Genomic DNA, 23402 nt, shown 5'->3' on the forward strand with positions numbered 1-23402 from the left:
TCCCCTTTAAAACGTAATATATTCTTCTCGATTGGTTTCTGTCATTTTGGTACCGTACATGATTGTTCCGGACATATTTGCCAACATCCGGACAAGTTCTCGTTCGCCAGTTTTATCATCTGGAAACTCTGTAAATGGTAATGCACTAATCTTTTGTTCAATGGCTTCCAAAGCAGCCGTTTTCTTCCTATTTGATGACTCTTCAGTCGCTTGTTTCTTTGTTTTGGGAAGAGTTTTTCTGTCTTTAGATTTCATTGTTGTTTGCTTTTTTGGATCATTTTCTTCCGACTGATCCGGTGGACGGGCCTCATTAACAGTTTCATCGCTTTCTTGTAGTTGATCATTCGAAATAATCAAGGTATTTCCAGACTCAGACAGGTCGAATCCAAGTATTGCTTGTTCTTCTTTTACTTGAGCAATCAATTTCTCGCTGCTATATAAAATCGGCGCATTCGATTGATAGAACATTAATGAAGGAAGTGCAAGTGCGATCAATAAATTTCTATTCATAGGCTCCTCCTTTAACCGTTAATAATAGATGTCCAAACTCGGACCAATCTTCTGGTGTCGGTGGACGTTTCCAAATCATTTGATGGCAAGGAAGTGTCTCAATCAAAAAATCAGATAAATAAATTTGCGTCTTTGTACTTAATTTTTCTTCATAACAAATATTCATGCTCTGCAAGGAGCTCAGCATCGTTTGAATGTATTCGTTGTAGCTGCTGCCGTGAGAGAAATCGATACAAATAAAGACAGGGGCCTCTAGCTCGTCGACAGAGATTTGTGTGATCATGAAAAATAAATAGTCATAATACAGCTTGTTCCGTTCCTGATCCGAATGAAAAATCCCTCTATGAGCGACTTTCTCAATAAAATCTTGGATCAGCTCATCCAGTTTAGGATTAATTTCTTGAAAGTAGCGACGTTGGATTTTTGTCACAAAAGTCGATTCGCGAAAATGATAGATCAGCCATCTTCGATTGATCCTCAACAACCCAGCGACCAATTCCTTATCTTCTTTTAATTGATTAATCTCAAATCGTGAGTGGCTGGCTAAGTACTGCAAAAATTCATCGACTAAATCCTCCGCCATTCGCATCTCTTTGCCCTCGAGGATCGTCGTTTCCAGTGGCAAATCAATCTCCATCAATTGGCAAAAGAGTAATAAGGCCGAAATTTCTCGTCTCTTTTCTTTTTGGCTCAATGAATAATGATTATCCAACCATCTATCCAGATATTCTGTTGCATCATTTTCCACATAGTCGAGATACTCTCGATCCATCGGATGGGCCTTTCTCATGCGGATCAAAGCAATACTTATAAAAAACAGCAGCTTATGCTCTTTTGTTTTAGGCAAAGAAAGGTTCAAATAATGTTCCAAATATCGGAAGAGTTCCTTTGCTTGATGTTGCGTCGTATCATCAAAAGGGCTGGCTAATCCATTAAAAATTTCGTAATACAGACCAAACAAAAAATTTCGGAGCGCGTCCTCTTCTCCGATCAGTTGATTCTTCTTTAGCTGAAATCCTTCTTCCACGAGTTGATCCTTCAATCGTTTATATAAGCGATAGGTACTCGAGCGACTCACATGGAGCTCTTCGATCTGCTTATCAAGACTGGTTTCATTGGTCACATAGCCGTGGAATATTTTATAAGTAAGACTTCGCTCAACTAAATACAGGCGCATTTTCTTAACGATCGCATGTGTCAGCTGCTGAACCTCAATCTCCCCTGTTTCAAGCAACTCAATCGTGGCATCATAGTGATTTTCTTTCAGCTCATCCTGAAGCTCCTGTAGATATTTTTCTAATTTATAGCGAGAAATCTTTAAAATATCTCCGAGTTGATCAACTGAACAATAGGCATTTTTATTTAATTCCAAATACTGAAGTAGATACCATTTATAACGGTCATCATCCATCAACAAATCGTTCGCTTGCATTTCTCGCTCCCTTCTCAACTGGATTAATAATTGATTAATTTCATTTAATTATATTACCCAGCTAAGCACATTTTAATTAGCTAAATGATTTATTTGTCCTTATATTTTTCATTTCAAGAAAAAAAAAGAGATTTACAATATGCAAATCACTTTAAACATATATTTTTATATTAACATATAATTAATTAATATTAATAAATCAATAGACTTTTTTGATTTCTCGTAAATTTTGTTAATTTTTTATCCTTATTTAGTTCCTCCATTCATATCCTTATTATCAGATGGAAAAATACTCAATTATTACGTATTTTATTCTTTATATCCAGAAATTTTATAATATAAACATTTTCTTTTTTTATCTAAAACGATGTGAAGAGAAATTTGGATAAGCATAATTCTCACTTTTAATAACAATACTCATCATAGAAAATTGAACTCTTTGACTCAGTTTAGAAAAAAGAGCTGATCCAAAAGTCTTTTAAACTTTCAGATCAGCTCCTATTCAGAAATAAACGGCATCTAATGATTAGATGAATGTTCGATCTTTTCAATTAATGCTAATACTACACTTAGGCAAACTCCTTGAACAAACGATAAGAATATATCCAATTGGCTAACCTACTTTTTTCTTGCTGGAACCGGATGATAGCAACAACCCGACTAACGTTAAAACTAACAACACTTTAAACATTCATATTCACTCTCCTCTTTGCCTATTCACAAATATACGCAACAATTGATGGTTATTTTCAAATTGAACGTATTGTTTCGAAATGACAATTTATTGAATGAGCAAAGCAGAAATTCATAAAAATCGGAAAGTATTGTTTCTACTTTTCTAGCAGTACCTCTTTTAGATCATTCGTTTGGCAATAGCCATATACTTTTTCAACAGGGTGCCACAAACAATAGATAAAGCCACAAAGATCAAACCAACGATAAAGCCAACCAACACCTGCGGAAATCCGGTCAACTGAACAAACAGTACATTGAATGGAATATGCAGGATACCAAAAATATTCATCATGGCAACTGCTGGTAAACCAATCCCGATGATGCCGAAAGCTCCGGTTAGCACAGATAGGATTGGTAAAATAAACATCCCTGAAAAGATTACTGTGATCCCTCCGCCGATTCGTTCGATCATTGTTCTTTGTTTTTGATTCTCACCATTTACACCGTAGACATTGCTTTTATTCATTTTTTGTTCCATTTTAAAACACTCCTTTTTTCTTTTTTATTTGTTGAAGTAACATTCATTATATAAATACCGAACGACGGTATGTATAGCTTTAAAATAAAACTGCCTAGAAGGCAGAAACTAATTTTTTTGATTGTACATCTTGCGAAATTTCTCAAGCCGCTTGACTGCATCCTTATCGAAAATCTCAATGCCCATTTTACCCATCATTTCTTGAAAGAGGGCAAAGCGGTTGGTTACGCTACTTGGATCTTCATCATGAACCAATGGAATCAACCAGATATTTATCAATAACAGAATCATCTCCGCCAGCTCTTTAGGATAATCGGTCTTGATCGAGCCATCCGCGATTCCTTCTTCAATGATCGGCTGAACAAAGTGCGGCACCGATTCGGTATAGATTCCCTCGATTTGCATCGCCAGCATTTGGGGATTTTTTAGAAAGTCAGGTGCCATTTGAAACATGTCATCCTGGCGGGGACTTTCTAACGCTGTCGTAAACAGCGCCTGCAGCTTTTGCAATCCGGTCATACTTGAATCTTTCTCAAGCAGTCGCAGGTGATCTAACTCGTTGTCATTATTTTGATAAAGCTTATTCATCACGCCATCAAGGATATCTTCCTTTGATTTGAAATGGTGGTAAATCGCTCCTTTTGATAAACCGCCGAGATGATTGACGATATCTTGGATTGACGTATATTCATAGCCTTTTTCTAAAAATAGTTGCATCGAAACATCCAAAATTTTATTTACTGTTTCTTCTGGGTATTTATTCCGAGCCATCTTGGTATCTCCTATTCATACATTCGGTTGGTATGTATATAATATAATCCCATCCTAGCCGAATGTCAACACTTTAAAAAAATTTCTTTTGTTTTATTTACTTCGCAGGAATCCGGTTCGTAATTTTCCCTTTAAATGCTGATAGGTCAGGAATTGCTGACGCGCACGTTTGATGGCCTTGTAGCGCTTCGGCTGCTTCTTGTAGAATTCTTGATGGTAATTTTCCGCCGGCCAAAATGTGCGGGCTGCTTCTATTTCAACAATGATCGGTTTCTTATAAGCACCTGACTCGATCACTGTCAGTTTCTTTTTTTCAGCAATTTCACGTTGTTCTTCATTCAAGGTAAAAATAATCGGACGATATTGAACGCCTCGATCTTGAAATTGCCCAAACGCATCGGTGGGATCAATGATTTGCCAATAAAGTTCCATCAGCTCTTGATAGCTGACGATTCGTGTGTCGAAAATAATCTCGACCGCTTCGACATGACCAGTGTAGCCACCGCTGACTTGGTCATAGCTGGGATGCTCTGTCGTTCCTCCAGTATACCCGGATAATACTGAGACGATGCCCGGATGTGTCTCGAAAGGCTCCACCATACACCAGAAACAGCCCCCCGCAAAAATCGCTCGTTCTTGAAAGGCGGGATCGTCAATTTCATGCTTTTCCGCTTTTAGTTCACTGGACTCGTCACCTGTAAGCTCCTGATAAAAATCCGTCACGTCCGGAGTTAGATTATTCCGAAGAGCTAACGGGCGCAAATCGGCTTCCAACTTTGCGACCTGATCTTTGAAGCTTGCGTCAGCTTCTAAACCATCTTTGGCTGTCGTTAACAAATACCGTTCCCATTCGCGCGTATTAGGATTTAAGATCAGATTATAGATTTTTTCTAGAACTTCTTCTTGGGTTAATCGCATGATGCTCACCTCTATCTCGTTACTTTAGTGCCTGAAATTTACCACAAAAAAGCAGAATAATCGAATAGTTGGATTGGATAACCCACCTTCTGGCGCTCGTTTCTTCTGAACCAAAGTAAAACTACAGGATCATGGAATCGGATTGCAATCTGTCCGTTCCATCGTCGAAAGCTACAATGGGAACTTGGATATCAACTATGATGAGGAACGATTCTCTCTGGTAGTGCTGATCAGCGACATATAAAAAAGCGAAGTGACCTAGCTGGCTAGGTATCACTTCGCTTTAATACTGCTTATAGTAATTCTTTTCTCAATGTTGCATCATCAATCGGTGACAAGTATTTCGGTGCAATGTCTAATACCGTAAAGGCGCCGAATTGTTTTTCTCTTGCCAAGCGAGCGCATGCTCTGGCATATGCGACCAGTACGCTGGCAGTAAATTCAGGATTGCTTTCTAATTGCAGATTGTACTCAATCACTTGTTTCGTTTCTTTATGAGTTGTACCTGTACGCAGCACCGTACCGCCGTGAGGCATCGCATGATGATCACGTTTCAATTCTTCGGCTGAAATAAAATGAACGATCGTATCATATTCCTCGAAATAATTGGGCATCGTAACGATCTCTTTCTTGATCGCCTCAGCGTCTGCTCCTGCCTCTAAAACAACAAAGCATTCTCGTAAATGTTTGTCACGAGTCGTCAATTCCATTTTCTCGCCAGCTTTTAGCTTCTCGATCACTTCGCTTTTAGGAATCGTGTATTGGATCGCATCCGCAACTCCTGCAATTCTTCTTAAAGCATCTGAATGTCCTTGACTCACACCTTTGCCCCAAAAAGTATAGGTCTCTCCTTCTGGTAAAATACTTTGCGCGTATAGACGATTCAAGCTAAACAAGCCGGGGTCCCAACCGGTGGAAATAATCGAAACAGTTTGATGTTCCTTCGCTTCCTTATCGACATTCGTAAAGTGCTCAGGAATCTTCGCGTGGGTATCAAAACTATCGATCGTATTAAAGTTTTTCGTGATCGCCGGTGTTTGGACAGGTAAATCCGTTGCTGATCCACCACACAAAATGCACACATCAATGGTTCCCTTCTGTGCGTCTAACTCATCTAGTCCAAAGGCTGGTGCGCCATCTGTCTGAACGGTTTCGGGATTTCTTCTTGTAAAAACACCAACTAATTCCATATCCGCATTTTGCTTTAATGCCCGTTCCACTCCGCACCCTAAATTTCCATATCCAACAATTGCTACTTTGATCATTCGTTGTCCCCCTCAATGTATTTATTAGAATTATACTATAAATCAAGCAGCAACATTAGAAAAAATCTCATAACAAACAAGAGGAGCTGATCCAAAGGTCTAAAAGACTTTTAGATCAGCTCCTTTTCACGAATATACATCGATTCATAAACGACATCTGCGAAAATAAACCGAAAACCCACAAAAATTTGAAAAGGAAATTTTTGGACTTTCCTTTTTCTTGACGCTGAACACTGATGATTCGGTCGTTAAGCTTAGGATGTTTCTCCTACAGTAAATGATTGTCCTTTAGAACATCGCCAATATAGGTATGTTCCACTTTCTTCACAAAATGCTCCAACACTTTTTTCTCAACAAATGGCAGATCCATTTCCGAAAGTTTCTTACGATCACTTAAATAATAGACTGAATTGGCTAACGTCCGAAGATCATAGGCCGAGGCAAATACTTCTGGCACGCCCCGTTCGATGTCTAAGAATGTGTAAACAGCTTCCATCGCTGTTCGAACTGAATACTCTGTCGTAAAGACAGTATCACGTTCGGTTTCAGCAAAGTTGCCGATGAAGGCAAGGTTCTCTGAGCCATTTGGAATGACTAATGGACGATCACCAGGTTCTCGCAACATAAAATACGAGGTGATAAACGGCATATAAACTGGTGTTACCACGCATGATTCTTCAGAGAATTTCTTGATGTCTTCTTCTGGAACCCCTAAATGATACATCAGTTCTTGAACGATCTCTTGCCCGCTGCATTGTTCGATCGGTTTTTTGATGTAATTTCCAGGTGTATTAGATAATAAGCCATAAACCCAAGTAACTGTCTGTTGATCACTTTGCTCTTTGAAATGCGGTTGACGATGGGTCGCAAAGCTCATCAACCAATTCGAATCCTTGATGGTGATAATTCCGCCCGTTACCACTTTTCCAGTCCGCAATTTACGTTGAGTCAAACGGGATATATATGGTTCAATATCAAAGTTTTCCCAAGTCACTGTGGCAGAAACAAACCAGCTTTCATCTGGCAAGTTGTCACAAAAAACTTCAGGATGACCAAATTCATTCGATTGTTTTGCCAAGTTTTTCCAAAGATTCCAGCTGCCGCCTAATTCATGAGTAATCGGTGCTGGGGTATGATGATTGCCTTCTGTAGAGCTCTCCGTGATTGATCCGTTCGTAACGAAAACCAAATCATTTTCTGTTAAGTCGATCTCTTCAGCTTTGCCTGAACGTGTCAACAGAATCTTTTTCGCTACTTTTTTATCAGGAGCAGCTTCGACTTCAATATTATTGATTTTCGTTTCATATTGGAAATCTACTCCATGGTCATTTAAGAAGGCCAATAATGGTTTCACTAACGATTCATATTGATTGTAGCGAGTAAATTTCAATGCTGTAAAATCTGGCAAGCCCTTGATATGGTGAATGAAACGCATCACGTAGCGGCGCATTTCAATCGCTGAATGCCATTTTTCAAAGGCAAACATTGAACACCAGTACAACCAGAAGTTCGATGCAAAAAATTCTTCTCCAAAAACATCTTCGATTTTTTTACCAATCAGTTGATCTTCCGAAGTCATGAAAAGCTCAACCAATTCTTTTTGTGCTTTTTTCGACAATGTAAAATCACCATCATCCTCCGCACGTTCTCCACGATTGTAAATGATCCGGCAATTTGATGAATTCGGATCATCATGATCCAACCAATAGAACTCATCTAAAACCGAAGCATCCTCTACTTCCAATGATGGCACTGAGCGGAATAAATCCCACAAGCATTCAAAGTGATTTTCCATTTCTCGTCCGCCACGAGTTACAAAGCCGTCATGAGGAATAAATTTTCCATCTAATGAACCGCCAGACAAGGAAAGCTCTTCAAAAATATGGATGTGTTCGCCTTTCATTTGTCCATCCCGAATTAAAAAAACAGCTGCAGCTAAGCCTGCCAGACCTGCTCCGACGATATAGGCACTCTTGTCGTCCACGCCTGCCGGTTTTCTTGGTCTAGCAAATGCTTCATAATTCCCATTCGTATATCTCATGATGTTTCCCCCTTCAATTTGATAAACTCAGCTTACCAATAGCCAAAAATAATTGAAAACGAGACGCTTCCTTGTATTCATAAAGTTAGACTATTTGGCTGATTTGTCTAAAAAAAAGAAACGTCAGACTCCTTCTCCGACATTTCACGCTTCACTTAATCTCGTTTAATTAATTTGGACACGCCAAATAAGCCACGTGACTCATATTTGTCCGTCGCTCATAAAAGCAATTGAAAGCTTTTCTTTTATTGGGGCTCGCCAAATAAACACTCTTGTCTAAACAAGATCGCTATTTCCTTTTGTTCCTTTTCCGGTTCTTACTCCGCCCCAGCGCATTATTCATTCTATTCTTCATCTTTTTACTATTTCCGTTGGTCTGAGTCTGTTCTTCACTTTTACTAACACGTTTATAGCTTGTATCTGATTGCTGCAGCAGTTCATTGGCTTTTTTCTTCGCCTCGACATTCGGTGATGGGCTGTTGGTATTTTTCGGCGGATTGGCAGGACTGGATTGTTTTTCCTTTGTGGCCGTACTGTTACTTGCGGGCTTATTCGACTCTTTTTCGGACACTGTAGATGCTGGAGCTGCAGATGATCGCGTTTTTGCAGCAGCTACCATTTTTTTCGGAGCTTTTTCTGATTGTTGAGCGTCTTGTTGGGCAGCGATGGTTTCCGGTTCCTTCGCTGTTGGTTTGGTTTTTTGACGGGAATTATGAGATGTCGCAATGATTTTTCCCGGTGTTTGATAACTCACATAGGTTTCGTATTTCCGCACATCAGCTGTGTCAAAAATACTCAAGGTCGTCAATATATTCAACACTTGAATCGTTTGCGCTTCATTAAAAGTGGAGTCGGTATCACGAATCGTCAACTTGTGTTTTTTCCCAATAGTATCTTCAAAAACGGCTTCTACACGATAAACAAGACCCTCAATCCGATTATCGAGTGTCCCAGTTTGTTCTAAATAGCCTTTATTTACACGCGCCTCTTCCGTTTGCGCAAGGTAGGTTGTATGATTGCCAAATAGGCGATTTACTACTGTTTGCCACTCATCTGCGGTGAAATAGTCTTCAAAATAGGGCAAATATTGGCGCATGACAGCAGTTGGTTCAACTGTAAAATAAACCTCTTGAATCAAGTCTTGGATCAGCTCTGCAAAGCTTCCCATGCAGAAAAAGCTCCGCACAAGGATCGCGACTCCGTACTCAATCAAGGAATCCACATCCTGTGTTTGAGCATAGTAGGCGCGTACTCGTTTCTCCAAATTCTCAGCTTTCATTAGAAATAACTGTCTCTCAGCTAGTTTTGCCACATTCATTGTCTACCCCTCCATATTTATAGCGCTTTCATTAATCAACAATCATATAATATAACAACGAAAAGCGTGTTGTAAATAGGAAAGTGAAATACCTTTAATTTTAATTTTGACTAAAAAATTTGAATTCATAGCAACATTTTCAGTAACAAATTTCTAAAAAATAAAACATTTAAATTATCTAAATAACAAAAAAGAGAACTCGCCCTCACGAATCCTCCTTTTCAAAATTATACCCCTTGTTCTGTCATGATAACGGGACCTTCTTTAGTAATCGCGATGGAATGCTCATATTGTGCGCAAAAACTACCATCTAACGTACCGGCAGTCCAGCCATTGCCATCAATGCCCGCTTCCCAGGTTCCGGTAGTAATCATCGGCTCGATTGTAATGGTCATTCCTTCCTTAAGGCGTGTACCCTTGCCAGCTGTACCAAAATGCGGAAAGAAAGGCTCTTCATGAATCGTTGGGCCAATGCCATGAGCTAGAAAATCTTGTACCACACCATAACCTTTCCCTTCTGCATAAGTTTGAATGGCATGACCGATATCTCCCACTCGATTTCCCACTTGTGCCTGAGCGATTCCAATCATCAACGCTTCTTTCGTCACATCCATTAACGCTTGATGCTCTGGTGCAATCTCACCGACTGCGTAGGTCCAGCAGCTATCTGAGATGGCACCATGATAATCCACACAAAAATCCACCTTCAGGACATCGCCCGATTTCAGCCGATAACTCGATGGAAACCCATGACAAATTTCATCATTCACACTGGTACATGTAGCAAATTCATAGCCTTCAAAACCAATTTGGGCAGCTGTCGCTCCGGCCGCCTCGATTTTTTCTTGAACAAATTGATCAATTTCTTTTGTGGTGATCCCTGGTTTGATGATCTCCCGTAATTGCTCATGAATCCCTGCTAAAATCGCGCCCGATTCTTTCATCTGGTCGATTTCTCGTTTTGATTTTAATGTGACCATTTATTTCATTGCCCCTTATCCATTATTAATGGTTACTTTTTTTACAACTAAAACATACAGCATGTTATACCACGAAAGGCTTTTAAAAGAAAGCTTAGAGACTTTATGACTTGTTAATCATTGGTCGCGCTTAACTTGAGCTTAAAATTTTTCAGCGGTCCGCTTTGCCAAATCTCGTCATTTTTTAAATACACCTGCCCGTATTGAATGATCCAGCCATGTAGATTTTGTGCTTTTAGTGTGTCCATTACGTCGGGCCAAATAATCTTTCTCTTCAATTGTTTATAGCCCGTAGAGATAAAACCGAATTTTTCAAACATCCGCTGTGCGTATTTATCCGCGATAAACGTCGACTGATCAAAGACATACACCAATAGAGCATCGGCTGTTTCATCACCGATCCCCTTGATTGCCAACAATTCCTTGCGCAGCACAGAAAAATCTTTCTCTGCAACCATTGATAAGTCAAATTGATACCCTTCTAACCAAGTCAATAACCCGATGATCGTATTTGATTTCCCTTTATAAAAGCCACTTGGCCGAATCAAATCCTGTAGCTGGATCTTTTCTAAAGCCAAAACTTTTTCTGGCAAAAATTGAGTCGTGTGATATAAATTTTCCAGTGCATAGTCTACATTTTTCCAATTAGTGTTCTGAACCAAGACTGCACCTAATAGGATTTCCCATTTATTATCCGTGTCCCACCAGCGTTTATGCGTCATGACTTGACTAAATGCTTCATACAATTCTTCAATATTCGTGATCATTGTTCTTCCTCACCAACAATTATTTGATTTGCTGTCCATTATATTAGAAAGCATCCAAATATGCTTGTAAAGTATCCGCCAATTTACCAACATGCAGACCATCAACAAAGGAATGATGTGCTTGAACAGAGAATGGTAGCAACGTGCGACCGTCACGCTGGAAATATTTTCCCCAATCGAATAACGGCGTAGCATTATCCTTTTTACCAGCATTGGTGTGTGAAATATGGGTATAGCTCACCCACGGCATCGGCGAAAATTGATAGACATCATTGCCTAAAGGACCGGTGAAATACGCCTGCTGTTCTTCTGCCGTTTTGGTTGCTAAGACGATGTATTCTTCAAGGCTTTCTGTTAATGGCACATTCACGACTTTGAACAATTCGGTGTCTTGATTAAGGTAAGTAAAAGCGGTGTCGATTCGATCATAAAGAACCACATCTCCATCCAAGAAACGATAGCGAAATTCTTCAATTTGATTGGCACAAACTGAAACACTATAGACCAGCGCAAAAGTGAAGGAATATTTTTTCTCGCGAATCTTGTTTAGAAAGTTGGTGATATCCAGCTCAAAGGTCACGCAAAAAGCCGGTTCCACACTATTTCTGAATACCTGACAATGCATCGCTCGTTTCCAATTCTTTTCATCTATCCGTACAAACTGATTTCCCATTTTGACAGTAAATGCCTAATAAATCGGTACCTATAAAATATTTCCACCTTCATCTATACTTGAGCTATCAAGTGAAACGGAGGTGTTTTTTTGAAAAACATAAATGATATCGTTCCTATTCAACTTCACGATCAATCGAGAACGGCTCGTGATCAGAGAAAAAACAGTACCGCAAAAATTGCCCTGCGTATCCGTCAGAAGGATGGTTCTGAAGTTTTGATCTATAATGGCGTAAACAGCTATATCCTCTCGGCGATCCTTAAGGAGTTGGGATAAGATGTTTCTCGATTTTACCAAAGTAGAAAAAATCTTTCTCGTAACTGGTAAGACAGATCTTCGCAAAGGAATTGACGGACTTGCTAGGATTATCCAACAAGACTATGAGCTGGATGTTTACGAAGATGCCATCTTTCTTTTTTGCGGCAATCGCTGTGATCGATTTAAATTGCTCTACTGGCATAACGATGGCTTTTTTCTGGGATACAAACGAATTGAAAACGGTCGACTGCAATGGCCGAGAAAAAAGGAAGAAGTTCGCCAACTGTCTGTGCAACAGATTCACTGGCTACTTGAGGGATTAAGTATTCACCAACCCAAAGCAATCAAGGCTGGGACAAAAGGATTCTTTTAAACAGAGTGAAATCGTTGATTTTATGCGGTTTTCTCTGTTTTTTGATGCGTCTAAATGGTATAATAATAACAGTAGTAACAATGAAAATGGTGGTGAATTTCTTGTCCTTACAAACAAATTCTTCTTCTAACAATAACGTCGAAGTAGATGTGAATATCCTACTTCAACTCCTTGAATCTCAGACAGAAACAATCAAAGAACTCCAGCATGCGAATCAAGCATTGAACCAAGAGGTTCATCTTCTCAATGAGAAATTGAGCTATTTTACGGATCGTTTTTTTGGTCGTTCCAAAGAAACACTGGATTCACAAGTGACTGGTCAGTTAAACCTATTTTCTGATGAGGTTGAAGATAGTAAGGCCGTTCCCCAAACAGAAGAAGGACAAGAAACAATGGTAAAAGGACACAAAAGAAAAATCGGTCAAAAAGCGGCGAAGATCGCCTATCTTCCCTTAAAAGAAAGACACCATGAATTGTCAACTGAGCAACGAATCTGTGACCAATGCGGCACTCAAATGACCGACATTGGCACAACCAAGATTCGCGAAGAGGTGCTTTTCCATCAAGCCATGTTAGATCGGCTCGTTCATTACCAACATACGTATTGTTGCAAAGAATGCGAAAAGGCAGATGTTTCTTCCTATAAAAAAGCTCCTGTTCCAAGACCTGTCGTTTCCAATAGTTTAGGGTCAAACAGCGTGATTGCCGAAACCATCCGATTGAAGTTTGGTCAAAAAGTACCTGCCAATCGGCAGGAAAGTTATTGGCAAGAAACATTGGGTCTGGATATTTCCCGAGATAACATCACCAACTGGCATATCAAAGTTTGTCATAACGCCTTAGACAGTTTAGCCCAACGATTAAAAAGTCATTTAACCCAAGAGGAAATCCTTCACGCCGATGAAACCACGTATCGGGTCATTGAGAAGGGCAAGAAAGACACGCATTACTGGCTATTCAGCACAGGAAAGCATAGTACACATCCAATCGTATATTACCATCACGCAGTATCGCGAGCTGGCGAAGTGCCAAAGCAATTTCTAGCAGATTTCAACGGGTATCTGCATTGTGATGGTTACGCAGGCTATAACGCGGTGGAAAATGTCACACTCGTTTATTGTTTGGCTCATGCACGTCGGAAGTTTTTTGAAGCTCTTCCAAAGAACAATAAAAACGAGGAAACGCCTGCTTGGATCGCTGTCAAAATGATCGATATCTGGTTCCAATTGGAACGAGAGTGGGTCGACTTATCCGTTGAAGATCGGCAGAAAAAACGCCGGGATTATTTAACCCCTCTATTCATCAATTTCTATGAATGGCTGGGCTCCTTTACAGCAGTTCCAAAATCCAAACTAGATACAGCGGTCAAGTATGCGCTAAAGTTGCGTGGAGGATTTGAGCGGATTTTTGAGGATGGACGCTTGGAACTTAGTAATAACTTAGCAGAGCGCCAGATAAAAGAGCTGGTAATCGGTCGCAAGAATTCTATGCATTCGTGCAGTTTGGAAGGTGCTCGAACTTCGGGAATCATTCTAAGCGTGTATCGAACAGCTGAAGTAAATGGGCTGAATCCAGTGAGCTATTTGGAATTTCTATTTGATCGCATTCCTAATCTAGCGCATGTTTCTAATGAAGCGTTGGATGAGCTTTTGCCTTGGCAGCCTCTCGCACAAGCAACGTGCGCCAAACAGTACGCAAAAACAACCAAATAACTTAAGTCCATTATAGGGCTTAGGTTATTTGGTGTGTAGGTACTTGGTGATTGGGCGGTTCTTTCCAATTTCATGGGATTCGATATACTAAATGTAGTATAATTTAATTGTTGGTAGTTACTGTTACATGATAAGGAGGCGTATTTCTTTGGAAGAATTACTTTTATCATTGGACGTTAATTTACATGTTGATGACTGTCAAATAACAAAAGAGAAAATTACCTTTGATGTTTCTTCCATTTCTACCTCGGCAAAGTGCCCCACATGTCGCTGCAAATCCACCAATATTCATGATTCTTATACTACTAAAATTCAAGATCTACCGATTCAAAGTAAGACAGTCTATTTAAATTTACTTATACGAAGATTCAAATGTCAAAATCCTGACTGTTCTAAAAAAACATTTTCTGAGACGTTCCCTTTTAGGGAACGAAATGCACGAAAAACAACACGATTGATGAAACTAATTGTTGATTTAGCAGAAAGTCGGAGTTCTGTAGGTATGACTAAAGACCTTGAAGAAATGGGAATCATAGTAAGGAAGAGTAGTCTATGTAATTATCTTGGGCAAAAAAAAAATTCACGTAGATTATGATGTAGCTGAAATATGCATTGATGATTTCGCTCTGAAGAAACGCCAACGTTATGGCACAATTATGGTAGATATCAAAACTGGGAAAATTGTTGACCTGCTGGAATCTCGTGAAAAAGAGGATGTGATCGAATGGCTTAAAAAATTCAAATGTGTTGAGCTGGTGTCACGTGATGGTTCTCGTACATACTCTGCAGCGATTAAGAAAGCATTCCCTCATGCAATACAAGTCACCGATAGATTTCATTTGGTTGCTCGTCTTTGTGAACTCGCTCAAACATTCATGCGCCACTCTTTCCCGCCAAGGATTCCAATCGAGATTTCCAATGAAAAATATGAAAAATTTGAAGATTTTCTTCTATATGCTTCACGAAGAGATAAAATTGTTTATGTAAAACGGCTGCATACCGACGGTATGACACAGCAAGAAATTCGAATGAAAACAGGCTTCGGCCTTAAAACTATTTCCAAGTATATAAAAATGAAGGAGAAGGAAATTCCGGAAGATAAAGCAATATTTTGGGAACGACATCATAATGAGCTAATGGAAGAAAAACAACAACAAATTGATGAAGTGAGAGCCCTTGCCAAAAAAGGAGTTGCCCTTTCCGAAATAACTGATATTACAGGATACACGCCTCAAACAATTGTAAGATATTTAGGAAAAGATGCTTCTTCTCTCAGCGGACAATATGGGATCGATCGTCCTGGTAAATTAGAAAAATATCGCAAAGAAGTTCTTGCGCTTCGTAAAGAAAGAAAAACATACTCAGAGATTTTTCAAATTATTTCTGAAAAAGGATATACCGGAACAGTAGATGCTATTCGAGGATATATGTCCCGGCAACGTCGTCTTCATAAACATTTTAAAGAAGAGTATCAAGGGAAATCCATTGAAATATTAGAACGAAAATGGTTAATTAAACTATTCTATTTACCGATTGAGAAAGTTCCCGTCATTGATAGTGAGTTATTGGAATTAGTTTTCAATCAGCATCCAAAATACAAACAACTCTATGAATTAGTTTGGAGATTTCGTCATTGTTTAAAAAAACAAGATCTAGAGTCTTTTAAAAGCTGGATGTCTTCTGTAAAAGAAAATTTTGATGATGTCTCTCTATTAAAGTTTGTGGGTAGTCTCTTAAATGATTTCCCAGCAGTCAAATATGCGATTACTCATAAATATAACAATGGTTTAGCTGAAGGTAGCGTAAATAAGATAAAGACCATAAAGAAACAGATGTATGGACGGTGCAGTTTCAATTTATTACGAAAAAAAGTTTTATCATTGGAAAATCGTCGAATCCCATGAAATTGGAAAGAACCGATTGGGCATTTACTTTTGACACCTTCCTCATATGTTTTCTAGTATCTATAAAATACAATGAAACGAAGGACAAAACAAATCCGGCTAGCAGCTTAACTAACCGGATTTATTCAAAAATTATTTTTTTCGTTTGAAGTAGATTACGCCACCTGCAACTAACACTATGATAATACCAGCGATTATCAAAATAGTTGATCTTTGTTCGCCTGTTTTAAGCAGGTACGTATGGTTACGTCGGACATAGCTACTAGTAGATTTAGATATTTTATTATTCGTAGCGCCAGCTAAAGGATGGTTGGTGGCACCATCGTCTTTTTCTAAAATGACGTCGCTGATCGCTTTGTTGGTCTTTGTTAACTCGATCGTTTCGCTTTGATCTTTAATCGTAAATTTCACTGGCGTCGCATCTTTTTCATAGCCTGTTGGGGCTTTGGTTTCCACCAATTGATAGGTTCCTGGAGCCATCGTCTCAAATGAAAGCTTACCTGATTTATCTGTCACTAACTCAACAGCTGTTTTTATTGCTTTTCCTTTGCTGTCCTGCAATTCAAAGACCGCATCAGGTAAAGTTTTTCCTGTTTTCGCATCTGTTTTGGTCAACGTGACTGTACCTAATTTCGTATTGGTTTTTTCAACTTCAGCAGCTTTAGCTTGAGCTTTCGTAATAGTGAACTTAACTGGCGCTGTATCCTTTTTATAGTCAGTAGGTGCTTGTGTTTCGACAAATTGATAATCACCAGGCGCTAAATCTTTTACTTCTAAAATTCCATCCTCATCGGTAGCCAAGTCGTCTTTTAGAATCTCTCCATCACTATCTTCTAATCGGAAAATTGCGCCTTTCAATGCTTCTTTCGATTGATCATCGATTTTGGTCAATCTTACTGCTCCTGGTGCTAACGTATTAGTTTTCTTAAGATTGACGACTTGCCCTTGGCGTTCAGTGATTGAGAACTTAACGGGAGTGTCATCTTTTTGATAGCCTGCAGGTGCTGCTGTTTCCACAAATTGATAGTCACCTTTCGGCAGACCAGTCACCTTAAACTGTCCATTTGCGTCTGTTTCATGATCTTCACTGACTAACTCACCATCAGCCTTTTCAAGTTTGAATTTCGCTCCAGCTAAAGGCTCATCTGTTTGACTATCTGTTTTAGTAAATTCGATACTGTTTGGAATGGTTTCTTTATTGACAACTTTTATCGTGTCCATATCTTCGACTAAAGTGATTGCTTTGCCGGTTTCGTAATCAGGATTGATTTCATACCCATTTGGCGCCTTGCTTTCCTTCAATAGGTAGTTGCCTAACGGTAATCCCGTAAAGGTTACCTCACCAGTATCGTCGGTATCGGCTTTAAGGCCTGTTTCTGTTCCGTCTTCTTTAAGGATTTCAAAGGTTGCACCTGCCAAAGGCTCGTCCTTCTCATTTACCTTCAAGACGGATAGATCGGCGGTCTTCACTACCCCAGTTCCGCTGCCGCTAGTAAAGCTTAAATTCACGGATGTATTCGCTTGTCGGTAAGAAGTGCTCAACGCACCATAGCTGGTAGAGCTTACCTGCGAAAGGTTCCTGACTCCCCCTGGGAATTCACTGACCGTATTGTATTTCACTTGAATATTACTCTCGGCTTTGTAATCAGAAAAAGTAATTTTGAATGTATTTCCTGTAATCGTCAAGCTATAATGATCTGTACTGATTTTCTCATTAGTAGCTGTATTGGTAACCACAAAGGACGTTGGATCATAGGCCGCGTTAGTTGTACCTGGTGTCAAGGTATCTGTAATCACAGGATCTTGAACGGGCAGATCTGCTGAAATATTTCTCGTGGTAACGGTCCAATTTGCTACGTTTTCTTTTGATGGATCTTTTGCTACAGATTTTAGCAGCGCATTTTCATAATTGTATGCATACAGACTGGCTTTATATTCGGCTGGTGCCTTCGCGTCATAGGTGACTTTCGCCACATTATCCAAACGACTATAAACATACCAATCTCGCTTGATCCGTGTCCGGTACTTCACATATACACGCTTAGCACCCAAATTGCCAAACTCCAAATTAATTTGATTATTCTCAGTATCAATCTTCGTTGGATAAACATCTGAACCTTCTTGAACCAAGTTATAATCATTCGTTAAATAGCGTGACATATTATCAATCATTGACTGGCTTGTGACCTCTTCAAAACGCAGAGATCCTGGAACCAGCTCTGTGCCAGCAGGCAAGCTGTCTTCCATTTTCGTTAAATTGAATTTTGCCCCAGTGGAATTTAGAAAGACCAGCCAATTTTGATACAAATAGTTCCCCGTCGTACTAGCATTTTGAGCTAATTTTGCTCCGCCTGTGTAATAAGGATCGACAAAGGTTCCTTTGGCCTCATACTCGATAACTCCTGGAGTATCACCATAATTTAGCGTTGCCTTGTTTTTGATTTCTGTTCTCTGATCGGAGGTTTCAATCTTAGTTTTGATTGTAATGACCAGTGTATCCTTTAATTCATTGTAATCACCAAGGAAGTCGATTCGCACACCGCCGTTAAAATCATCTGGTGCGCCATTGACATTCGGCTGTGCCCCGACTGGCGAACCATTCTCATCAAATCGAGTTATTTTGTAGTCAACATTTTCCACTAATGGAACAGATTCGGTGTCAGAAATCTTTTTATTGATCGTAAGTCCAGTATAATCCTTGACCGCGCCAATAAAGTAATCATGAACGACAGGCCTTTTCATCGTATATTTCTCAGCGTTGACGGTGATATTCCACTCCATCGTCCGATTGAAAATATCGATCGTTCCCGCTTCTTTTGATAACAGATTCGGAATAAGACTCACTTGTGCTTCCTTCGTGACCGTTCCATTAGTCACCTTATTTTTAATAATCCGTTCAGTCGGATCAGTAATTTTGGTGGAGTATTTGATTACATATGCCTGAGTCGTATTACTCTTAGGCGTAAAGGCTAACGAGCCTGAGTTATCAGTCGAAACTGTAAAATCACCGGCGCCGTCACCTTGGGAAACCACTTCATAGTTGTTGCCGCTAGTATAATTAAAGCCAACCTTTTCAATACTGATTGAACCGGCAACGAACTCCACACCTTGATCAGTTAAATCTGTAAGCAGCTGTGAAGCACTTGTTAGATGCTGCTCGTTAAAATTATACTTAATCTCCCAATCGATGGCGCCAGTTTCTTGATTGATTTTCCCTTTCGCTTCCAAAGGCTGCAAAGTCACAAAGTTTTTAGATGTAGAGGAAGAATTTAATTGGCTGCCATTCTCGTAAGTATATGAATACGCATAGAAATAGTTGTACTCATTACCTGTAACAGATTCATCCACGTAATTCTTTCCATCAATCCCAGAAACAACTGATTCAGCAATTATCGCCTTTTTCCCAATGGAATTTTTCAATTGAATTTCTGCTGTCGCACGAGTCGTCCCGGCATTCTTATAGACGATTTCATAATCAACGTCCTTGGTCAATAAGGTTTTACTGCCGACCAAGGTACCATTAAAGTCAACATCACTAGCGTATACTTTGACGGAATCAAAACTAATTTTACTGTTATTATTGTACGCTTCGATTCGATACATCCGGTCAGTGTTGTCTGTTCGATCCAAGTTGAATACTGACGTTAAATCAGCTTTCTTAGGATTCAACGTATCCATTGTCAATGCCATACTATTTTTTCCTGGATCAACACTTGAAGTCATTTCTATTGAAAAGCTTGTTGGTGTCGGCGCGGTATCAAAAACGATTTTTTGATTTTCCTCATCAATACCTGTTACTTTCTCAAGTGAGGTTACCAATGTTAAATCATAAACTTCTGAAGATACGTTATCTTCTAAGAAAGTAATTGTTAATTCTTTAGTAGCTGCGTTTATCGACCATTCGGCTGAAGTCATTGGACTAAAGCTGCCGGATAGATCTTTAGCAATCGCTACCTGTGCAGGAAGCTGTGTTGTGAAGGTATCTCCTGTTTGATAATTCTTGTTTGTAAAAGAGAATTGTAACGCCAGCTTTATCCCAGTCATGTTCGGTAAGGTATCATTCGGCTGAACTTCATCTCCATTAATTTTGTACATTTTTACTGAACTGAAAATATTATCAGTAATTGCTGCACGAGCTTGTTTCTTTGGCTGCTCTTTACTTTCTGATTCTGCTGTTGCTTTACTCGCTTCAACTGAATCCGTCGAACTGCTTTTTTCAGCCGTTTTATCTTCATTATTTGATGAAGACGATGGTGCTGACGTTGCAGCGGATGGCTTTGTTGAAGAAGCTACCGTCTCCTTTTGCTCTGTTGAATTCGTCGTTGATTCAGTGGTGCCTTGCGCATAAGCAAAAGCAGGACTTAGGGTTTGTAAAACTAACAGTACAATCAACCCAAATACAACTAATTTGTTTCTCATAACCACTAACACCTTTCATGATTTTTTAATAGCTGTAAGCGTTAATAGTGACTACTATAATTTACTTACGACTTATTTCATTATAGAAATAAGTCAAAAATAATCGCTATCAGTTAACAAATTATAAAACACCCTAAATATAAATACAATACTCGAAGAGATTTTTAATTTGTAAATTCAAATTATTTAATCTATCTTAAAATTAAACTATTTCTATTTTAGTTATTTACAAAATAAAAAATGCTGGTATCAGACCGACCTCTCTCTTACATTAAAAATACTCAATCAAAAAAGACTATTTACGTCTAGCTACCCTGCTCTCTAATTTTCACTTTTTTTACCAGTATGAACATGACAATTTCTTTCTTGTTCGTTCGTATGTTTGTCACTTTTTTTCAACATTAATGACTATTCAAAAAGTATTCATGTTTACAGTTGCTTCAAAGACTATTTTCATCAGATTTAATAACCAATCTTCGTAATATCAATGATTCCTAACTTAATCAATCAAAACCCTCGAATGAAATCACACCCGCTAGAATTCGCGATTCTCAGATACACGTCAATTGCAGAAGCTCTGCCATCAAAAATTTTTAATTACATGAAATACTGCTTTTTCTCGTGTTAAATATGCTTTTATTCTTCTTAAATCAAGCAAAAACGACGTCAACTAAAAACAAAGTTTCCCTTGTTTTTAGTTGACGTCGTTGATTCACTTATATTGAGTTCACAATCAAACCAATCGCGGCTAAAATCGCACCGCCCACAATTTGAATAACTAATACCTTTGTCGGGGTATATTTTTTATGCTTCAATAAATAATAGGTCAACAAAGTCACACCCAACGGCAAGATGCCTTTGACCAATGCATCTAGCACATCGGTTTGAATCGACAGATTTTCTTTCCCGCTCAAATGTATACTTAATGGGGTGGCGATTTTAACAAAATTGGCTGCCAGCGAACCGATCACGATCGCCCCCAATGTTTGCGAGAAGGTCATGATATAGGAAAGGCGTCCGCCTGCCATCATCTTTTGGATGCCTTCTTTTCCTTGCTCATAGCCTTGAATCCATAAGAAGTAGGCAATGACAGTCATAATGATCCAATGGAGGGCAAAGAATAGGACAGGTCCCATAAAAATATTTCCCTTCGCACCAAATGGCAGCGTAAAGGAGAGCAGAATTGGTATCAAGGTTCCTTGCCACAAGGTATCGCCAATCCCCGCTAAGGGACCCATTAATCCTGTTTTCAATCCATTGATCGTTTGATCATTAATGTCTGCTCCCAATGCTCGTTCTTCTTCCATCGCAATCGTCATGGCTAAAATCGGACCGCCAAAAGATGGCTCGGTATTAAAAAACTGCATGTGACGCTCTAGTGCTGATTTCATTTCGTCTTCATCTTTGCCATACAGCTTTTTCAAAATCGGACTAAAGGCATGAACAACTCCAGTTGCCTGTAACCGCTCATAGTTGTAATTTGCATGCGAGAAAAATGTCCAACGCCAAAAGGCTTTAACTACATCTTTTTTTGTTAATAGCTTTTCTTTAGCTTCTACTGCTGTCTGCTCCATTATGTCAGCCCTCCATTTTTATCTTTCAAATACAACTCCGTAAAGACATAGCCGATGATTCCTGCAAAAACAGCGATCGGTACAGAAGGCAGTCCGGAGTAGATTGCTAGCATAAAGCCGAAAGTGAAAAATAATAAAGTTCCTTTACCATTCATCGCACGCAGGTTCATGGCAATCCCCAGAGCTGGCAGTATACCGCCAATCGCCGAAAGAACATCTAGCGGACGTCCGCTTAAAGCATCCACGATCCCCTCAACTGCATCTGCTCCTAAATAAGCGGCTAAGGCAACCGGTACGACAGTAATCAAAAGTAAAAATAATTGCGGTGGTACGATATGCAGCCAATTAATGCGGTCAATTTTTCCTTCTTCTGCAGCCTTATCTGCCATATGCACAAAAGTAATATCAACGGTCATATGAGCGACCCAAATCAAGGTCCCCAGCAGTCCGATCGGTACAGCCAAGGTCACAGCAACAGCCGGTTCAACCTTAGCCGCCATCGCTAAAGCGGTTCCAAGAGTCCCCGCAAGCGCTGGGTCCATCGCCACCGTTCCGCCAGCTGAAATAAAAGCTAAATACGGTAGGTTGATAGCCGCTCCGATGATACACCCCTGAACCGGATCACCTAAAATCAATCCGACTACAGTTCCATTGACCAGCGGACGCATCCAGCCATGCGTTCCCACTAATGAAAGCCACGGCGTGCCATTGATTCCAAGATAATAAACGACCCCGATTAAAATTGCTTGGATTAGACTAATTTTCATTTCTCCACTTCCTTCACCATTTTTTTATAGCAATCCTTCAATTGCTTGTGAACCCTGATCTGGAATCACATGGATTTTCATTTTGACATTTTGGGCGACGATCTTTCTAAAGGTCTCCTTTTCTTCCTCCGAAGCCGAAATATTTTTATGGAAGGTTTTACGATCTTTCCGTGCTCCCATCCCACCGATAATAATTTCATCGAAGGTCACGCCCTTTTCAATCAGCTGCCAATACGTTTGAGGCTCCTTCGCCAACACAATGATCTTGTGTCCGTCAGGAATATTCGCCAAAAGCTTCGCTCCATCTGCCACTCCCAAAATCGATAATTTAATCCCATTCGGCACCGCCATCGACATGATCGATTTGGTAAACTCATCTCCTGCTGTCGCGTCATCCACAATGACAATATGATTTCCTCCAGTAAACTGCAGCCAGGCCGTCATTACTTGTCCGTGAATCAAGCGATCATCGATTCGTGCTAATACGATTTCACCCATTTGTACTCC

Annotated in this window: 20 protein-coding genes and 1 pseudogene; 6 read left to right on the forward strand and 15 right to left on the reverse strand. The window is 39.6% G+C overall.

Annotated features, from left to right (window positions below; genetic code table 11):
• Nucleotides 1-6 precede the first annotated feature (6 nt).
• The 5 genes from IGI52_RS10975 to msrA all read right to left on the reverse strand — a co-directional run bounded on the left by IGI52_RS10975 (nucleotide 7) and on the right by msrA (nucleotide 4844).
• Complete coding sequence (locus tag IGI52_RS10975) at nucleotides 7-510, reverse strand: hypothetical protein (RefSeq protein ID WP_438781281.1); 504 nt, start codon at nucleotides 508-510, stop codon at nucleotides 7-9.
• Complete coding sequence (locus IGI52_RS10980; RefSeq protein ID WP_438781282.1) at nucleotides 503-1942, reverse strand: helix-turn-helix domain-containing protein; 1440 nt, start codon at nucleotides 1940-1942, stop codon at nucleotides 503-505. The genes IGI52_RS10975 and IGI52_RS10980 overlap by 8 nt, the downstream gene beginning before the upstream one ends.
• A gap of 853 nt (nucleotides 1943-2795) precedes the next feature.
• A complete protein-coding gene (locus IGI52_RS10985) occupies nucleotides 2796-3155 on the reverse strand; it encodes a hypothetical protein (RefSeq protein ID WP_438781283.1) in 360 nt (119 codons plus the stop codon).
• A 108-nt stretch (nucleotides 3156-3263) separates the two neighbouring features.
• The gene (locus IGI52_RS10990) at nucleotides 3264-3926 is read right to left on the reverse strand and encodes a TetR/AcrR family transcriptional regulator (RefSeq protein ID WP_438781284.1); all 663 of its coding nucleotides are present in this window, start codon (nucleotides 3924-3926) and stop codon (nucleotides 3264-3266) included.
• Between the two features lie 93 nt (nucleotides 3927-4019).
• Nucleotides 4020-4844 carry a peptide-methionine (S)-S-oxide reductase MsrA gene (gene msrA, locus IGI52_RS10995; RefSeq protein ID WP_176674963.1) on the reverse strand — a complete coding sequence of 275 codons (825 nt, stop codon included), beginning with the start codon at nucleotides 4842-4844 and terminating at the stop codon, nucleotides 4020-4022.
• Nucleotides 4845-4968: 124 nt separating this feature from the next.
• Between msrA and IGI52_RS11000 the strand changes: the two are divergent.
• Nucleotides 4969-5088, forward strand: a pseudogene (locus tag IGI52_RS11000) (GHKL domain-containing protein); the annotation flags it as partial.
• 49 nt (nucleotides 5089-5137) lie between these two features.
• Here IGI52_RS11000 and IGI52_RS11005 read toward each other — a convergent pair.
• From IGI52_RS11005 to IGI52_RS11030, 6 genes are all read right to left on the reverse strand, one after another.
• The gene (locus IGI52_RS11005) at nucleotides 5138-6109 is read right to left on the reverse strand and encodes a diaminopimelate dehydrogenase (protein WP_438781285.1); all 972 of its coding nucleotides are present in this window, start codon (nucleotides 6107-6109) and stop codon (nucleotides 5138-5140) included.
• Nucleotides 6110-6377: 268 nt separating this feature from the next.
• Entirely contained in the window at nucleotides 6378-8150 is a 1773-nt protein-coding gene (locus IGI52_RS11010) for an oleate hydratase (protein WP_438781286.1), read from the reverse strand.
• Nucleotides 8151-8439: 289 nt separating this feature from the next.
• Nucleotides 8440-9468 carry a hypothetical protein gene (locus IGI52_RS11015; RefSeq protein ID WP_438781287.1) on the reverse strand — a complete coding sequence of 343 codons (1029 nt, stop codon included), beginning with the start codon at nucleotides 9466-9468 and terminating at the stop codon, nucleotides 8440-8442.
• 227 nt (nucleotides 9469-9695) lie between these two features.
• On the reverse strand, nucleotides 9696-10448 hold the full coding sequence (gene map, locus IGI52_RS11020) for a type I methionyl aminopeptidase (RefSeq protein WP_438781289.1): 753 nt from the start codon (nucleotides 10446-10448) through the stop codon (nucleotides 9696-9698).
• Between the two features lie 113 nt (nucleotides 10449-10561).
• Complete coding sequence (locus IGI52_RS11025) at nucleotides 10562-11215, reverse strand: endonuclease III domain-containing protein (RefSeq protein ID WP_438781290.1); 654 nt, start codon at nucleotides 11213-11215, stop codon at nucleotides 10562-10564.
• A gap of 43 nt (nucleotides 11216-11258) precedes the next feature.
• On the reverse strand, nucleotides 11259-11888 hold the full coding sequence (locus IGI52_RS11030) for a CatA-like O-acetyltransferase (RefSeq protein WP_438781291.1): 630 nt from the start codon (nucleotides 11886-11888) through the stop codon (nucleotides 11259-11261).
• Between the two features lie 90 nt (nucleotides 11889-11978).
• On the opposite strand from IGI52_RS11030, the gene IGI52_RS11035 reads away from it, so the two are divergent.
• The 5 genes from IGI52_RS11035 (at nucleotide 11979) to IGI52_RS11055 (ending at nucleotide 16135) form a co-directional block, all read left to right on the forward strand.
• Nucleotides 11979-12164, forward strand: coding sequence for a hypothetical protein (locus IGI52_RS11035; RefSeq protein WP_070557862.1), 186 nt, complete (start codon nucleotides 11979-11981; stop codon nucleotides 12162-12164).
• A gap of 1 nt (nucleotide 12165) precedes the next feature.
• The gene (gene tnpB, locus IGI52_RS11040) at nucleotides 12166-12519 is read left to right on the forward strand and encodes an IS66 family insertion sequence element accessory protein TnpB (protein WP_070557861.1); all 354 of its coding nucleotides are present in this window, start codon (nucleotides 12166-12168) and stop codon (nucleotides 12517-12519) included.
• 149 nt (nucleotides 12520-12668) lie between these two features.
• Complete coding sequence (gene tnpC / locus IGI52_RS11045; RefSeq protein ID WP_070557863.1) at nucleotides 12669-14231, forward strand: IS66 family transposase; 1563 nt, start codon at nucleotides 12669-12671, stop codon at nucleotides 14229-14231.
• Between the two features lie 148 nt (nucleotides 14232-14379).
• A complete protein-coding gene (locus tag IGI52_RS11050; RefSeq protein ID WP_438780107.1) occupies nucleotides 14380-14826 on the forward strand; it encodes a transposase family protein in 447 nt (148 codons plus the stop codon).
• Nucleotides 14795-16135, forward strand: a complete 1341-nt coding sequence (locus tag IGI52_RS11055) for an ISL3 family transposase (RefSeq protein WP_438780108.1) — start codon at nucleotides 14795-14797, stop codon at nucleotides 16133-16135. The genes IGI52_RS11050 and IGI52_RS11055 overlap by 32 nt, the downstream gene beginning before the upstream one ends.
• Nucleotides 16136-16267: 132 nt before the next feature.
• On the opposite strand, the gene IGI52_RS11060 is transcribed toward IGI52_RS11055, so the two are convergent.
• The 4 genes from IGI52_RS11060 to IGI52_RS11075 all read right to left on the reverse strand — a co-directional run bounded on the left by IGI52_RS11060 (nucleotide 16268) and on the right by IGI52_RS11075 (nucleotide 23393).
• Nucleotides 16268-20554, reverse strand: a complete 4287-nt coding sequence (locus tag IGI52_RS11060; protein ID WP_438781292.1) for a SpaA isopeptide-forming pilin-related protein — start codon at nucleotides 20552-20554, stop codon at nucleotides 16268-16270.
• A gap of 716 nt (nucleotides 20555-21270) precedes the next feature.
• Entirely contained in the window at nucleotides 21271-22128 is an 858-nt protein-coding gene (locus tag IGI52_RS11065; protein ID WP_048717791.1) for a PTS system mannose/fructose/sorbose family transporter subunit IID, read from the reverse strand.
• Nucleotides 22128-22895: a PTS mannose/fructose/sorbose/N-acetylgalactosamine transporter subunit IIC gene (locus tag IGI52_RS11070; RefSeq protein ID WP_016179696.1), complete on the reverse strand. Its 768-nt coding sequence runs from the start codon at nucleotides 22893-22895 to the stop codon at nucleotides 22128-22130. The genes IGI52_RS11065 and IGI52_RS11070 overlap by 1 nt, the downstream gene beginning before the upstream one ends.
• Nucleotides 22896-22919: 24 nt before the next feature.
• Nucleotides 22920-23393 (reverse strand): PTS sugar transporter subunit IIB, encoded by a 474-nt coding sequence (locus IGI52_RS11075; RefSeq protein WP_016179695.1) that lies wholly within the window; start codon nucleotides 23391-23393, stop codon nucleotides 22920-22922.
• Between the last annotated feature and the right edge of the window lie 9 nt (nucleotides 23394-23402).

Origin of the sequence: Enterococcus sp. DIV0187 (assembly GCF_051713785.1) — a bacterium.
Lineage (GTDB): Bacteria > Bacillota > Bacilli > Lactobacillales > Enterococcaceae > Enterococcus_A > Enterococcus_A avium.

Bases quoted from the DNA above. Each gene is read 5' to 3' on its own strand.
- IGI52_RS10975 (WP_438781281.1), bottom strand. From the start codon at position 510: ATGAATAGAAATTTATTGATCGCACTTGCACTTCCTTCATTAATGTTC.
- IGI52_RS10980 (WP_438781282.1), bottom strand. From the start codon at position 1,942: ATGCAAGCGAACGATTTGTTGATGGATGATGACCGTTATAAATGGTAT.
- IGI52_RS10985 (WP_438781283.1), bottom strand. From the start codon at position 3,155: ATGGAACAAAAAATGAATAAAAGCAATGTCTACGGTGTAAATGGTGAG.
- IGI52_RS10990 (WP_438781284.1), bottom strand. From the start codon at position 3,926: ATGGCTCGGAATAAATACCCAGAAGAAACAGTAAATAAAATTTTGGAT.
- msrA (WP_176674963.1), bottom strand. From the start codon at position 4,844: ATGCGATTAACCCAAGAAGAAGTTCTAGAAAAAATCTATAATCTGATC.
- IGI52_RS11005 (WP_438781285.1), bottom strand. From the start codon at position 6,109: ATGATCAAAGTAGCAATTGTTGGATATGGAAATTTAGGGTGCGGAGTG.
- IGI52_RS11010 (WP_438781286.1), bottom strand. From the start codon at position 8,150: ATGAGATATACGAATGGGAATTATGAAGCATTTGCTAGACCAAGAAAA.
- IGI52_RS11015 (WP_438781287.1), bottom strand. From the start codon at position 9,468: ATGAATGTGGCAAAACTAGCTGAGAGACAGTTATTTCTAATGAAAGCT.
- map (WP_438781289.1), bottom strand. From the start codon at position 10,448: ATGGTCACATTAAAATCAAAACGAGAAATCGACCAGATGAAAGAATCG.
- IGI52_RS11025 (WP_438781290.1), bottom strand. From the start codon at position 11,215: ATGATCACGAATATTGAAGAATTGTATGAAGCATTTAGTCAAGTCATG.
- IGI52_RS11030 (WP_438781291.1), bottom strand. From the start codon at position 11,888: ATGGGAAATCAGTTTGTACGGATAGATGAAAAGAATTGGAAACGAGCG.
- tnpB (WP_070557861.1), top strand. From the start codon at position 12,166: ATGTTTCTCGATTTTACCAAAGTAGAAAAAATCTTTCTCGTAACTGGT.
- IGI52_RS11060 (WP_438781292.1), bottom strand. From the start codon at position 20,554: ATGAGAAACAAATTAGTTGTATTTGGGTTGATTGTACTGTTAGTTTTA.
- IGI52_RS11065 (WP_048717791.1), bottom strand. From the start codon at position 22,128: ATGGAGCAGACAGCAGTAGAAGCTAAAGAAAAGCTATTAACAAAAAAA.
- IGI52_RS11070 (WP_016179696.1), bottom strand. From the start codon at position 22,895: ATGAAAATTAGTCTAATCCAAGCAATTTTAATCGGGGTCGTTTATTAT.
- IGI52_RS11075 (WP_016179695.1), bottom strand. From the start codon at position 23,393: ATGGGTGAAATCGTATTAGCACGAATCGATGATCGCTTGATTCACGGA.